Annotated in this window: 4 protein-coding genes, 2 tRNA genes and 6 rRNA genes; 8 read left to right on the top strand and 4 right to left on the bottom strand. The window is 48.2% G+C overall.

The genetic code is table 11. From position 1 onward, the window contains the following. Positions 1–110 precede the first annotated feature (110 nt). On the bottom strand, positions 111–1,127 hold the full coding sequence (adhP, locus tag J4N44_RS15910; RefSeq protein WP_252044643.1) for an alcohol dehydrogenase AdhP: 1,017 nt from the start codon (positions 1,125–1,127) through the stop codon (positions 111–113). A gap of 672 nt (positions 1,128–1,799) precedes the next feature. Here adhP and J4N44_RS15905 point away from each other — a divergent pair. From J4N44_RS15905 to rrf (J4N44_RS15870), 8 genes are all read left to right on the top strand, one after another. Continuing rightward, positions 1,800–3,351: ribosomal RNA gene (locus J4N44_RS15905) — 16S ribosomal RNA — on the top strand. A 277-nt stretch (positions 3,352–3,628) separates the two neighbouring features. Further along, positions 3,629–6,518 (top strand): 23S ribosomal RNA (locus J4N44_RS15900). 129 nt (positions 6,519–6,647) lie between these two features. Then, positions 6,648–6,764, top strand: a 5S ribosomal RNA gene (gene rrf / locus J4N44_RS15895). Positions 6,765–7,134: 370 nt separating this feature from the next. Continuing rightward, positions 7,135–8,685, top strand: a 16S ribosomal RNA gene (locus tag J4N44_RS15890). 66 nt (positions 8,686–8,751) lie between these two features. After that, a tRNA-Ile gene (locus tag J4N44_RS15885) sits at positions 8,752–8,828 on the top strand. 43 nt (positions 8,829–8,871) lie between these two features. Then, positions 8,872–8,947 (top strand) — tRNA-Ala (locus J4N44_RS15880). A 264-nt stretch (positions 8,948–9,211) separates the two neighbouring features. After that, positions 9,212–12,101: ribosomal RNA gene (locus J4N44_RS15875) — 23S ribosomal RNA — on the top strand. 92 nt (positions 12,102–12,193) lie between these two features. Further along, a 5S ribosomal RNA gene (rrf, locus tag J4N44_RS15870) occupies positions 12,194–12,310 on the top strand. Together the 16S, 23S and 5S rRNA genes with 2 tRNA genes alongside form the textbook arrangement of a ribosomal RNA operon. A gap of 327 nt (positions 12,311–12,637) precedes the next feature. Here the strand turns inward: rrf (J4N44_RS15870) and J4N44_RS15865 are convergent. The 3 genes from J4N44_RS15865 to dusB all read right to left on the bottom strand — a co-directional run bounded on the left by J4N44_RS15865 (position 12,638) and on the right by dusB (position 15,143). Next, positions 12,638–13,627, bottom strand: coding sequence for a sensor domain-containing diguanylate cyclase (locus tag J4N44_RS15865; RefSeq protein ID WP_017190964.1), 990 nt, complete (start codon positions 13,625–13,627; stop codon positions 12,638–12,640). Between the two features lie 227 nt (positions 13,628–13,854). Further along, entirely contained in the window at positions 13,855–14,151 is a 297-nt protein-coding gene (gene fis / locus J4N44_RS15860; RefSeq protein ID WP_000462885.1) for a DNA-binding transcriptional regulator Fis, read from the bottom strand. A 23-nt stretch (positions 14,152–14,174) separates the two neighbouring features. Further along, positions 14,175–15,143, bottom strand: coding sequence for a tRNA dihydrouridine synthase DusB (gene dusB, locus J4N44_RS15855; RefSeq protein WP_005448258.1), 969 nt, complete (start codon positions 15,141–15,143; stop codon positions 14,175–14,177). Positions 15,144–15,222: the final 79 nt, after the last annotated feature.

Below are 15,222 nucleotides of genomic sequence, written 5' to 3'. Positions count from 1 at the left end.
TCCAAGACTTCACCTGAAGTACCCCAAGTAAAAAGCAAAGACCAAAAGAGCAGCATGAAAGTGCCGCTCTTTTTTTGCTATCTATATAGAAAAGATATCAACAGCCAAAGCTAGGCAAACTCCATCACGATACGCCCATTAATTTCTCCTTTCTCCATATCAGCAAAGATGTCATTGATATCTTCAAGATGTTTAACTTCGGTAATGGCTTTTACTTTTCCTTCTGCTGCGAATTGTAAGCACTCTTGCAAGTCTTTGCGTGTGCCAACAATAGAGCCAATCACTTTGACACCATTTAGCACCGTATCAAAGATAGGGATTGGCATCTCTTCAGGAGGAAGACCAACAAGAACGCATGCGCCACCACGGCGTATGGAGTGATAAGCCTCTTGGAATGCAGGCTTCGATACTGCAGTACATACAACGCCATGCACGCCGCCATTAGTGATGGTCTTAATACGCTTTGATGGTTTCTCTTTCATAAAGTCGATGGTGTGTTGCGCACCTAGACTTTTAGCGAGTGCGAGCTTTTCATCACCAGTATCTACAGCAATAACATTCATGCCCATAGCTACAGCATATTGAATGGCTAAATGACCTAAACCACCTGCGCCGACAATTGCCACCCATTGACCTGGTTTTACATCTGTTACTTTGAGCGCTTTATAAGTGGTAACACCTGCACAGAAGAGGGGAGCTGCATCCACATAGCTTAAGCCATCTGGAATCTTCACGACGTACTCACCATGAGCAAGACAGAACTCTGCATAACCGCCATCAACGGAATAACCAGCGTTATGTTGATCTAAACACAGCGTCTCTTGCCCTTCTAAACAATAGTCGCAATGACCACATGCACTATACAACCAAGGAACACCAACACGATCACCTGCTTTGAGATGATGTATCTCGCTGCCAACTTCGACGATTTCACCCACACCTTCATGTCCTGGTACCAGAGGCATTTTGGGTTTTACCGGCCAATCGCCATGACAAGCGTGCAGATCAGTATGACAAACACCACATGCATGAACCTTTACGAGTACATCACGAGGTTTAACGTTGGGTAAAGGAATATCCTTGATAATAAGCGGACCTTTAAATTCACTAACAACTGCGGCTTTCATGAATAACTCTCCAATAGTGATAACGAGAATCATTCTTGATCGATATGTAAGGAAGTGCAGTGATCTGAATCAAAAATCGATTTTTGTTTAAGTAGACCATAGTCGAAACTGGTTATTGGTAAGATGGCTTACCTTTAATTTCTGTGAAAAGAAGAGGAGAACGTGACGAAAAACTACGAGAAGACTGCAATGAAGTCTGACTTTACTCCTCTCTAGGATCGAATAATTACGTCAAAGATCCTCTGTTTTGCCGTATATCCGAACAAAGTGTTTGTTATTTGTTCGGTTGAAAGTTTTTTTGCAAAAAACGCTTGTGCTAATTTCTCAACTCCCTATACTGCGCATCCACCGACACGGAGTGAGACGAAAGTCACGCAGCGAGTCGGAAGAGAGAAAAAGAATTTAAAAAAATGCTTGACTCTCTCACGGTGTGAAGTAAGATACGCACCCCTAACGACGAGCAACTAAGTTGCTGAAAATGTTAGAAAAGCTCTTTAAAAATAAGAACCTATCAATCTGTGTGGGCACTCGTTGATGATAATCCAATTAGATACTTCGGTATCAAATTAGGTTTCAATGAAACGAAGTGACCATTGAATCGAAAGATTCAGCACAGTCAATTCAAACATTACTTATGTAATGTTCAGTATTCATTGAGCCGAACAAAATCTTAAATTGAAGAGTTTGATCATGGCTCAGATTGAACGCTGGCGGCAGGCCTAACACATGCAAGTCGAGCGGAAACGAGTTATCTGAACCTTCGGGGGACGATAACGGCGTCGAGCGGCGGACGGGTGAGTAATGCCTAGGAAATTGCCCTGGTGTGGGGGATAACCATTGGAAACGATGGCTAATACCGCATAATACCTACGGGTCAAAGAGGGGGACCTTCGGGCCTCTCGCGTCAGGATATGCCTAGGTGGGATTAGCTAGTTGGTGAGGTAATGGCTCACCAAGGCGACGATCCCTAGCTGGTCTGAGAGGATGATCAGCCACACTGGAACTGAGACACGGTCCAGACTCCTACGGGAGGCAGCAGTGGGGAATATTGCACAATGGGCGCAAGCCTGATGCAGCCATGCCGCGTGTGTGAAGAAGGCCTTCGGGTTGTAAAGCACTTTCAGTCGTGAGGAAGGTAGTGTAGTTAATAGCTGCATTATTTGACGTTAGCGACAGAAGAAGCACCGGCTAACTCCGTGCCAGCAGCCGCGGTAATACGGAGGGTGCGAGCGTTAATCGGAATTACTGGGCGTAAAGCGCATGCAGGTGGTTTGTTAAGTCAGATGTGAAAGCCCGGGGCTCAACCTCGGAATAGCATTTGAAACTGGCAGACTAGAGTACTGTAGAGGGGGGTAGAATTTCAGGTGTAGCGGTGAAATGCGTAGAGATCTGAAGGAATACCGGTGGCGAAGGCGGCCCCCTGGACAGATACTGACACTCAGATGCGAAAGCGTGGGGAGCAAACAGGATTAGATACCCTGGTAGTCCACGCCGTAAACGATGTCTACTTGGAGGTTGTGGCCTTGAGCCGTGGCTTTCGGAGCTAACGCGTTAAGTAGACCGCCTGGGGAGTACGGTCGCAAGATTAAAACTCAAATGAATTGACGGGGGCCCGCACAAGCGGTGGAGCATGTGGTTTAATTCGATGCAACGCGAAGAACCTTACCTACTCTTGACATCCAGAGAACTTTCCAGAGATGGATTGGTGCCTTCGGGAACTCTGAGACAGGTGCTGCATGGCTGTCGTCAGCTCGTGTTGTGAAATGTTGGGTTAAGTCCCGCAACGAGCGCAACCCTTATCCTTGTTTGCCAGCACTTCGGGTGGGAACTCCAGGGAGACTGCCGGTGATAAACCGGAGGAAGGTGGGGACGACGTCAAGTCATCATGGCCCTTACGAGTAGGGCTACACACGTGCTACAATGGCGCATACAGAGGGCGGCCAACTTGCGAGAGTGAGCGAATCCCAAAAAGTGCGTCGTAGTCCGGATCGGAGTCTGCAACTCGACTCCGTGAAGTCGGAATCGCTAGTAATCGTGGATCAGAATGCCACGGTGAATACGTTCCCGGGCCTTGTACACACCGCCCGTCACACCATGGGAGTGGGCTGCAAAAGAAGTAGGTAGTTTAACCTTCGGGAGGACGCTTACCACTTTGTGGTTCATGACTGGGGTGAAGTCGTAACAAGGTAGCGCTAGGGGAACCTGGCGCTGGATCACCTCCTTATACGATGATTATTCACGATGAGTGTCCACACAGATTGATAGTTCACAAGCGCAAGCTTGTAGCTAACATAGCTCTTTAACAATTTGGAAAGCTGACAAAACAAACTTTTAAGTTTGTTTGTAAAGTTCTCAATGTTTGTCTTTATGACAAACACCAATACAACACATTCAAGTGTTCTTGGAATTTGAGTCCGGCAAAATCGAGTCTGCATCATGTATAAAAATTGCAGACAACTTTGGTGACTTGTTCATCAACTCGAAACTCCTTCGGGTTGTATGGTTAAGTGACTAAGCGTACACGGTGGATGCCTTGGCAGTCAGAGGCGATGAAGGACGTATTAACTTGCGATAAGCCCAGATTAGGTAGTAAAAACCATTTGAGTCTGGGATTTCCGAATGGGGAAACCCACTAGCATAAGCTAGTATCGCTGCGTGAATACATAGCGCAGCGAGGCGAACCGGGGGAACTGAAACATCTAAGTACCCCGAGGAAAAGAAATCAACCGAGATTCCGAAAGTAGCGGCGAGCGAAATTGGACTAGCCCTTAAGCTTTTTATGCGTCAGGTGAAACTTCTGGAAAGTTGTGCGATACAGGGTGATAGCCCCGTAACCGGCAACGCATTTAAAGTGAAATCGAGTAGGGCGGGACACGTGATATCCTGTCTGAATATGGGGGGACCATCCTCCAAGGCTAAATACTACTGACTGACCGATAGTGAACCAGTACCGTGAGGGAAAGGCGAAAAGAACCCCTGTGAGGGGAGTGAAATAGAACCTGAAACCGTGTACGTACAAGCAGTAGGAGCACCTTCGTGGTGTGACTGCGTACCTTTTGTATAATGGGTCAGCGACTTATATTCAGTGGCAAGGTTAACCATCTAGGGGAGCCGTAGGGAAACCGAGTCTTAACTGGGCGTTCAGTCTCTGGATATAGACCCGAAACCAGGTGATCTAGCCATGGGCAGGTTGAAGGTTGAGTAACATCAACTGGAGGACCGAACCGACTAATGTTGAAAAATTAGCGGATGACTTGTGGCTAGGGGTGAAAGGCCAATCAAACCTGGAGATAGCTGGTTCTCCCCGAAAGCTATTTAGGTAGCGCCTCGGACGAATACTACTGGGGGTAGAGCACTGTTAAGGCTAGGGGGTCATCCCGACTTACCAACCCTTTGCAAACTCCGAATACCAGTAAGTACTATCCGGGAGACACACGGCGGGTGCTAACGTCCGTCGTGGAGAGGGAAACAACCCAGACCGCCAGCTAAGGTCCCAAATTACTACTAAGTGGGAAACGATGTGGGAAGGCTCAGACAGCCAGGATGTTGGCTTAGAAGCAGCCATCATTTAAAGAAAGCGTAATAGCTCACTGGTCGAGTCGGCCTGCGCGGAAGATGTAACGGGGCTAAGTAGTAAACCGAAGCTGCGGCAATGCACTTTAGTGCATTGGGTAGGGGAGCGTTCTGTAAGCGGTTGAAGGTGTGTGGTAACGCATGCTGGACGTATCAGAAGTGCGAATGCTGACATGAGTAACGATAAAGGGGGTGAAAAACCTCCTCGCCGGAAGACCAAGGGTTCCTGTCCAACGTTAATCGGGGCAGGGTAAGTCGACCCCTAAGGCGAGGCCGAAAGGCGTAGTCGATGGGAAACGGGTTAATATTCCCGTACTTCTTACAATTGCGATGGGGGGACGGAGAAGGCTAGGTGGGCCTGGCGACGGTTGTCCAGGTTCAAGTGCGTAGGCTTAAGAGTTAGGTAAATCCGGCTCTTTTTAAGGCTGAGACACGACGTCGAGCTACTACGGTAGTGAAGTCATTGATGCCATGCTTCCAGGAAAAGCCTCTAAGCTTCAGATTGTAAGGAATCGTACCCCAAACCGACACAGGTGGTCGGGTAGAGAATACCAAGGCGCTTGAGAGAACTCGGGTGAAGGAACTAGGCAAAATGGTACCGTAACTTCGGGAGAAGGTACGCTCTCGACGGTGAAGTCCCTCGCGGATGGAGCTATTGAGAGTCGCAGATACCAGGTGGCTGCAACTGTTTATTAAAAACACAGCACTGTGCAAAATCGTAAGATGACGTATACGGTGTGACGCCTGCCCGGTGCCGGAAGGTTAATTGATGGGGTTAGACTTCGGTCGAAGCTCTTGATCGAAGCCCCGGTAAACGGCGGCCGTAACTATAACGGTCCTAAGGTAGCGAAATTCCTTGTCGGGTAAGTTCCGACCTGCACGAATGGCGTAATGATGGCCACGCTGTCTCCACCCGAGACTCAGTGAAATTGAAATCGCTGTGAAGATGCAGTGTACCCGCGGCTAGACGGAAAGACCCCGTGAACCTTTACTACAGCTTGGCACTGAACATTGACCCTACATGTGTAGGATAGGTGGGAGGCTTTGAAGCACGGTCGCTAGATTGTGTGGAGCCGTCCTTGAAATACCACCCTTGTAGTGTTGATGTTCTAACGTCGACCCCTAATCGGGGTTGCGGACAGTGCCTGGTGGGTAGTTTGACTGGGGCGGTCTCCTCCCAAAGCGTAACGGAGGAGCACGAAGGTGGGCTAATCACGGTTGGACATCGTGAGGTTAGTGCAATGGCATAAGCCCGCTTGACTGCGAGAATGACGGTTCGAGCAGGTGCGAAAGCAGGTCATAGTGATCCGGTGGTTCTGAATGGAAGGGCCATCGCTCAACGGATAAAAGGTACTCCGGGGATAACAGGCTGATACCGCCCAAGAGTTCATATCGACGGCGGTGTTTGGCACCTCGATGTCGGCTCATCACATCCTGGGGCTGAAGTCGGTCCCAAGGGTATGGCTGTTCGCCATTTAAAGTGGTACGCGAGCTGGGTTTAGAACGTCGTGAGACAGTTCGGTCCCTATCTGCCGTGGGCGTTGGAAGATTGAAGGGGGCTGCTCCTAGTACGAGAGGACCGGAGTGGACGAACCTCTGGTGTTCGGGTTGTGTCGCCAGACGCATTGCCCGGTAGCTAAGTTCGGAATCGATAACCGCTGAAAGCATCTAAGCGGGAAGCGAGCCCTGAGATGAGTCTTCCCTGATACTTTAAGTATCCTAAAGGGTTGTTCGAGACTAGAACGTTGATAGGCAGGGTGTGTAAGCGTTGTGAGGCGTTGAGCTAACCTGTACTAATTGCCCGTGAGGCTTAACTATACAACACCCAAGGGGTTTTGATGGACTCAATGTAAGAACATTGAATGTGTGTAAGTAGAACTTAAATCAGTTTTCCAAGTTTTTTGCCTTCAGTTTTTAGAAAAAGCTGAAAGTAAAAGCAAGAATTTGCTTGGCGACCATAGCGATTTGGACCCACCTGATTTCCATTCCGAACTCAGAAGTGAAACGAATTAGCGCCGATGGTAGTGTGGGGCTTCCCCATGTGAGAGTAGGACATCGCCAGGCTTTATTTCCGACTTGTCTGAATACAGACGAGTCACCATAAAGTTCTAAATAAATTTAGAGTTTTATGTTGACTTTCAAAGTGGAAAGCGTATTATACGCACCTCGCTTAAGTGCTAAGGCACTGAAAGCCAAGCTCTTTAACAATATAGACCTATCAATCTGTGTGGGCACTCGTTGATGATAATCCAATTAGATACTTCGGTATCAAATTAGGTTTCAATGAAACGAAGTGACCATTGAATCGAAAGATTCAGCACAGTCAATTCATTATCGTTCTGTTGGAACGATAATAGCTTTAAAATTACATTAGTAGTTTTGAAGTCAGTATTCATTGAGCCTCTCCCTATTTATTTAGGGAATCAAAAACTTTAAATTGAAGAGTTTGATCATGGCTCAGATTGAACGCTGGCGGCAGGCCTAACACATGCAAGTCGAGCGGAAACGAGTTATCTGAACCTTCGGGGGACGATAACGGCGTCGAGCGGCGGACGGGTGAGTAATGCCTAGGAAATTGCCCTGGTGTGGGGGATAACCATTGGAAACGATGGCTAATACCGCATAATACCTACGGGTCAAAGAGGGGGACCTTCGGGCCTCTCGCGTCAGGATATGCCTAGGTGGGATTAGCTAGTTGGTGAGGTAATGGCTCACCAAGGCGACGATCCCTAGCTGGTCTGAGAGGATGATCAGCCACACTGGAACTGAGACACGGTCCAGACTCCTACGGGAGGCAGCAGTGGGGAATATTGCACAATGGGCGCAAGCCTGATGCAGCCATGCCGCGTGTGTGAAGAAGGCCTTCGGGTTGTAAAGCACTTTCAGTCGTGAGGAAGGTGGTAGTGTTAATAGCACTATCATTTGACGTTAGCGACAGAAGAAGCACCGGCTAACTCCGTGCCAGCAGCCGCGGTAATACGGAGGGTGCGAGCGTTAATCGGAATTACTGGGCGTAAAGCGCATGCAGGTGGTTTGTTAAGTCAGATGTGAAAGCCCGGGGCTCAACCTCGGAATAGCATTTGAAACTGGCAGACTAGAGTACTGTAGAGGGGGGTAGAATTTCAGGTGTAGCGGTGAAATGCGTAGAGATCTGAAGGAATACCGGTGGCGAAGGCGGCCCCCTGGACAGATACTGACACTCAGATGCGAAAGCGTGGGGAGCAAACAGGATTAGATACCCTGGTAGTCCACGCCGTAAACGATGTCTACTTGGAGGTTGTGGCCTTGAGCCGTGGCTTTCGGAGCTAACGCGTTAAGTAGACCGCCTGGGGAGTACGGTCGCAAGATTAAAACTCAAATGAATTGACGGGGGCCCGCACAAGCGGTGGAGCATGTGGTTTAATTCGATGCAACGCGAAGAACCTTACCTACTCTTGACATCCAGAGAACTTCCAGAGATGGATTGGTGCCTTCGGGAACTCTGAGACAGGTGCTGCATGGCTGTCGTCAGCTCGTGTTGTGAAATGTTGGGTTAAGTCCCGCAACGAGCGCAACCCTTATCCTTGTTTGCCAGCACTTCGGGTGGGAACTCCAGGGAGACTGCCGGTGATAAACCGGAGGAAGGTGGGGACGACGTCAAGTCATCATGGCCCTTACGAGTAGGGCTACACACGTGCTACAATGGCGCATACAGAGGGCGGCCAACTTGCGAGAGTGAGCGAATCCCAAAAAGTGCGTCGTAGTCCGGATCGGAGTCTGCAACTCGACTCCGTGAAGTCGGAATCGCTAGTAATCGTGGATCAGAATGCCACGGTGAATACGTTCCCGGGCCTTGTACACACCGCCCGTCACACCATGGGAGTGGGCTGCAAAAGAAGTAGGTAGTTTAACCTTCGGGAGGACGCTTACCACTTTGTGGTTCATGACTGGGGTGAAGTCGTAACAAGGTAGCGCTAGGGGAACCTGGCGCTGGATCACCTCCTTATACGATGATTACTCACGATGAGTGTCCACACAGATTGATACGGTTTATAAAAAAAGAGACGATACCGGGTCTGTAGCTCAGGTGGTTAGAGCGTTCGCCTGATAAGCGAGAGGTCGGTGGTTCGAGTCCACTCAGACCCACCAATTCCCTTCCCAAGGAATTGGCATACAGTATCGACACCTTGATGGGGCTATAGCTCAGCTGGGAGAGCGCCTGCCTTGCACGCAGGAGGTCAGCAGTTCGATCCTGCTTAGCTCCACCATCTTTAAGCGCATTCGATGAGTGCTTTTAAAAATGGTTACTTTATTAGAAGTGATTAGCTCTTTAACAATTTGGAAAGCTGACAAAACAAACTTTTAAGTTTGTTTGTAAAGTTCTCAATGTTTGTCTTTATGACAAACACCAATACAACACATTCAAGTGTTCTTGGAATTTGAGTCCGGCAAAATCGAGTCTGCATCATGTATAAAAATTGCAGACAACTTTGGTGACTTGTTCATCAACTCGAAACTCCTTCGGGTTGTATGGTTAAGTGACTAAGCGTACACGGTGGATGCCTTGGCAGTCAGAGGCGATGAAGGACGTATTAACTTGCGATAAGCCCAGATTAGGTAGTAAAAACCATTTGAGTCTGGGATTTCCGAATGGGGAAACCCACTAGCATAAGCTAGTATCGCTGCGTGAATACATAGCGCAGCGAGGCGAACCGGGGGAACTGAAACATCTAAGTACCCCGAGGAAAAGAAATCAACCGAGATTCCGAAAGTAGCGGCGAGCGAAATTGGACTAGCCCTTAAGCTTTTTATGCGTCAGGTGAAACTTCTGGAAAGTTGTGCGATACAGGGTGATAGCCCCGTAACCGGCAACGCATTTAAAGTGAAATCGAGTAGGGCGGGACACGTGATATCCTGTCTGAATATGGGGGGACCATCCTCCAAGGCTAAATACTACTGACTGACCGATAGTGAACCAGTACCGTGAGGGAAAGGCGAAAAGAACCCCTGTGAGGGGAGTGAAATAGAACCTGAAACCGTGTACGTACAAGCAGTAGGAGCACCTTCGTGGTGTGACTGCGTACCTTTTGTATAATGGGTCAGCGACTTATATTCAGTGGCAAGGTTAACCATCTAGGGGAGCCGTAGGGAAACCGAGTCTTAACTGGGCGTTCAGTCTCTGGATATAGACCCGAAACCAGGTGATCTAGCCATGGGCAGGTTGAAGGTTGAGTAACATCAACTGGAGGACCGAACCGACTAATGTTGAAAAATTAGCGGATGACTTGTGGCTAGGGGTGAAAGGCCAATCAAACCTGGAGATAGCTGGTTCTCCCCGAAAGCTATTTAGGTAGCGCCTCGGACGAATACTACTGGGGGTAGAGCACTGTTAAGGCTAGGGGGTCATCCCGACTTACCAACCCTTTGCAAACTCCGAATACCAGTAAGTACTATCCGGGAGACACACGGCGGGTGCTAACGTCCGTCGTGGAGAGGGAAACAACCCAGACCGCCAGCTAAGGTCCCAAATTACTACTAAGTGGGAAACGATGTGGGAAGGCTCAGACAGCCAGGATGTTGGCTTAGAAGCAGCCATCATTTAAAGAAAGCGTAATAGCTCACTGGTCGAGTCGGCCTGCGCGGAAGATGTAACGGGGCTAAGTAGTAAACCGAAGCTGCGGCAATGCACTTTAGTGCATTGGGTAGGGGAGCGTTCTGTAAGCGGTTGAAGGTGTGTGGTAACGCATGCTGGACGTATCAGAAGTGCGAATGCTGACATGAGTAACGATAAAGGGGGTGAAAAACCTCCTCGCCGGAAGACCAAGGGTTCCTGTCCAACGTTAATCGGGGCAGGGTAAGTCGACCCCTAAGGCGAGGCCGAAAGGCGTAGTCGATGGGAAACGGGTTAATATTCCCGTACTTCTTACAATTGCGATGGGGGGACGGAGAAGGCTAGGTGGGCCTGGCGACGGTTGTCCAGGTTCAAGTGCGTAGGCTTAAGAGTTAGGTAAATCCGGCTCTTTTTAAGGCTGAGACACGACGTCGAGCTACTACGGTAGTGAAGTCATTGATGCCATGCTTCCAGGAAAAGCCTCTAAGCTTCAGATTGTAAGGAATCGTACCCCAAACCGACACAGGTGGTCGGGTAGAGAATACCAAGGCGCTTGAGAGAACTCGGGTGAAGGAACTAGGCAAAATGGTACCGTAACTTCGGGAGAAGGTACGCTCTCGACGGTGAAGTCCCTCGCGGATGGAGCTATTGAGAGTCGCAGATACCAGGTGGCTGCAACTGTTTATTAAAAACACAGCACTGTGCAAAATCGTAAGATGACGTATACGGTGTGACGCCTGCCCGGTGCCGGAAGGTTAATTGATGGGGTTAGACTTCGGTCGAAGCTCTTGATCGAAGCCCCGGTAAACGGCGGCCGTAACTATAACGGTCCTAAGGTAGCGAAATTCCTTGTCGGGTAAGTTCCGACCTGCACGAATGGCGTAATGATGGCCACGCTGTCTCCACCCGAGACTCAGTGAAATTGAAATCGCTGTGAAGATGCAGTGTACCCGCGGCTAGACGGAAAGACCCCGTGAACCTTTACTACAGCTTGGCACTGAACATTGACCCTACATGTGTAGGATAGGTGGGAGGCTTTGAAGCACAGTCGCTAGATTGTGTGGAGCCGTCCTTGAAATACCACCCTTGTAGTGTTGATGTTCTAACGTTGACCCCTAATCGGGGTTGCGGACAGTGCCTGGTGGGTAGTTTGACTGGGGCGGTCTCCTCCCAAAGCGTAACGGAGGAGCACGAAGGTGGGCTAATCACGGTTGGACATCGTGAGGTTAGTGCAATGGCATAAGCCCGCTTGACTGCGAGAATGACGGTTCGAGCAGGTGCGAAAGCAGGTCATAGTGATCCGGTGGTTCTGAATGGAAGGGCCATCGCTCAACGGATAAAAGGTACTCCGGGGATAACAGGCTGATACCGCCCAAGAGTTCATATCGACGGCGGTGTTTGGCACCTCGATGTCGGCTCATCACATCCTGGGGCTGAAGTCGGTCCCAAGGGTATGGCTGTTCGCCATTTAAAGTGGTACGCGAGCTGGGTTTAGAACGTCGTGAGACAGTTCGGTCCCTATCTGCCGTGGGCGTTGGAAGATTGAAGGGGGCTGCTCCTAGTACGAGAGGACCGGAGTGGACGAACCTCTGGTGTTCGGGTTGTGTCGCCAGACGCATTGCCCGGTAGCTAAGTTCGGAATCGATAACCGCTGAAAGCATCTAAGCGGGAAGCGAGCCCTGAGATGAGTCTTCCCTGATACTTTAAGTATCCTAAAGGGTTGTTCGAGACTAGAACGTTGATAGGCAGGGTGTGTAAGCGTTGTGAGGCGTTGAGCTAACCTGTACTAATTGCCCGTGAGGCTTAACCATACAACACCCAAGGGGTTTTGATGGACTCAATGTAAGAACATTGAATGTGTGTAAGTAGAACTTAAAATCAGTTTTCCGAATTAAAGAATTTGCTTGGCGACCATAGCGATTTGGACCCACCTGATTTCCATTCCGAACTCAGAAGTGAAACGAATTAGCGCCGATGGTAGTGTGGGGCTTCCCCATGTGAGAGTAGGACATCGCCAGGCTTTAAATTTGAAGAAGCCCACTCGAGAGAGTGGGCTTTTTTGCATTTGGAGCAAAGTAAATCTGATCACCAGAGCCCTTCTTATAAAGTCGCACCACTTTCCAATCCCTGTATATCTTTCCTGTGACTAACTTGATCATGAGATAGTGCTAACGCATTACCTAACCTCTCACAATGCCACTACTTCCCATTGTCTTTAGAACAGCCTCAAACTCGCTATTAAAACACATCGAGCTTATGACTCGATTAGGCAAAAGAACTGCGTGTGAGTGTTTTGGAGGGTGCGTGGATAAGGTGATGTAAGGTAAGGGGGATGAAGAGCGAAGGGCTAAGAAACCTTTTGGATATTTAGGTTTAAGGAGTGCTGTATTTTGACATCAGGAATACAGTCGTGATGAAGTGTTACTTGGTTGCGTCCAGAGTGCTTTGAGTAATACATGGCTTTATCAGCGTTAATCATGAGCTCTTTAGCACTAGATACTTGTCCGTCATATTCTGCGACACCAATACTTACGGTTGTGCTGATTTCGATACCATCAACTTGGCATGGGGCGTTTTGAATCGCACCTCTGATCCTTTCTGCTACATCATAGGCTTGAATCGCGCTGGTGTTGACTAAAATCACTGCAAACTCTTCTCCTCCTAAGCGACCAATAAAGTCAGTGCCACGGATTGCTCGTTGGCATATCTTTGCTACATGGTTGATCACCTGATCTCCGGAGAAGTGACCGACTTGGTCATTTATCTCTTTAAAGTGGTCAATATCGATCATGACGCAGGAGAGTGTTTGAGATAGGCGAGAATGCGAGTTCAGAGCTTTATCTAGGCTGGTTAAGAATGCTCGTCGATTCATTACACCAGTTAGCTCATCAGTCTCTGAGAGCTCTTTCAGGCGCTTTTCAAGTAGGTGTGTTTTCGTTACGTCACGAACAGACCAAATTACCCAACTTTCGTCGTCTTGTAAGCTTTCAACAGGTTTGATGATCGCTTCAAACCAGGTTTCCTCTGGGTTGTCTAACGCTTCTAGCTCTTCTATTGGCATTAGTAGGTGGTCTTGTAGTGCGATGCTGTATTTGACGACTTTTGGCTCATTAGAGCGAATTACATCATCAATATAACTTATTAATTCAGAAGCTTTACTTGATGACAAAACATCGTTTAACGAGAGGTTAGTGTAACTTTCGGCATTGAATTTCTTTGAGTGGTAAGTGCCACCAAAGCTTTCAATATAGCGACCGTTTTCATTGAGGATAAAGACATGATCAGGGAGAGTATTCAGAATGGCGTGAAGCCAATCTTCCCTTTCTTTGTAAATCATGAGGTTAGTTCCTTTATCCAATGTAAGTCTTTGATTATATCTGTTTATATTGAGTTCACAATCAATACTGATCACAGTTCAATGTATCAGGCTTGACTAATGTTTGTACAAAGGGTTGGTAAGAGAAGGTAAGGGAGGATGAAATACAGGATTGCGAGGAACAAAAAATAAAAAAGGCTTAATCATTGCTGACCAAGCCTTTTTTACAAAAATACTGTATGAACCTATTAGTTCATGCCGTACTTTTTAAGTTTTTTGCGAAGAGTACCGCGGTTGATACCCATCATAGTTGCTGCGCGAGTTTGGTTACCGCGAGTGTACTGCATGATGGTATCTAATAGTGGCTGTTCAACTTCAGCTAGAACTAATTCGTATAGTTCTGTTACTTCCTGGCCGTTTAGTTGAGCTAGGTAGTTTTTAAGAGACGCTTTAACAGAGTCACGTAAAGGCTTTTGAGTAATCTGGTCTTGTGACGTTACTGTAGTTACTGTTAATGCTTCTGAAGTCAGATTTTGTTCGAACATATTCGGTCTAGCTCTTCTCTTAATTATGATGCAACGTTATCAAAATAACCTTCTAACGCCTCAAGTTGCAGCTCAGCTGCGTCGATAGCGTTGAAGGTACGGCGAAACTCACTTGCTTGTTCATGTTCCTTTAGATACCACCCAACGTGCTTGCGCGCGATACGTGGACCTAAGAACTCTCCATAGAAATCATGCAGAGCGTTAACATGACCAAGCATAATGGCTTTCACTTCCTCACTTGGAAGCTCATCCATTGTGGTGCCGTTTTCCAAATAGTGATGGATTTCCTGGAAAATCCAAGGACGACCTTGGGCAGGGCGTCCAATCATTAAAGCGTCTGCACCGGTGTACTCCAGTACAAACTTCGCTTTCTCCGGGCTATCGATATCACCGTTTGCGATAACCGGAATGGATATAGCGTGTTTAACCGCTTTAATGCTGTCATATTCGGCCTCACCTTTGTACATACACGCTTTTGTTCTGCCATGCAGTGCAAGAGCCTGTATGCCGCAGTCTTCGGCTAATTTAGCGATGTGAACACAGTTTTTATTTTCTGTGTTCCAGCCAGTACGGGTCTTTAACGTTACAGGAACGTCTACCGCGTCCACTACCGCAGTCAAAATCTCTTTGATGATGTCTGGGTATTGAAGCAGTGCAGAACCCGCCAGCTTCTTATTCACTTTCTTTGCTGGGCAGCCCATGTTGATGTCGATGATTTGCGCACCGTTTTCAACACTGAATTGAGCCGCATCGGCCATAAGCTGTGGATCGGAACCGGCAATCTGTACAGAGCGAATGCCCGATTCGCCTTCATGTACCATGCGCTGTTTCGACTTTGACGTTCCCCATAGTTTCGGGTTAGCAGACATCATTTCACTGACGGCCATTCCCGCACCATAGCGAAGACACAACTCGCGAAACGGTCTATCCGTTACACCAGCCATAGGGGCTACGATTAGATTGTTCTTAAGTTGATAGTTTCCGATTTTCAAAACGTCATCACAGTTCTGTACCAGCAAGGGCGCGCATTTTACGCATTTTTTTACTGCGTGAAAAGACTAATATTTGAGC

This window comes from Vibrio sp. SCSIO 43155 (genome assembly GCF_023716605.1).
Classification (GTDB): domain Bacteria; phylum Pseudomonadota; class Gammaproteobacteria; order Enterobacterales; family Vibrionaceae; genus Vibrio; species Vibrio harveyi.
The sequence above is the reverse complement of the archived record's forward strand: the minus strand, read 5'-3'. Positions and strand labels throughout refer to the sequence as shown.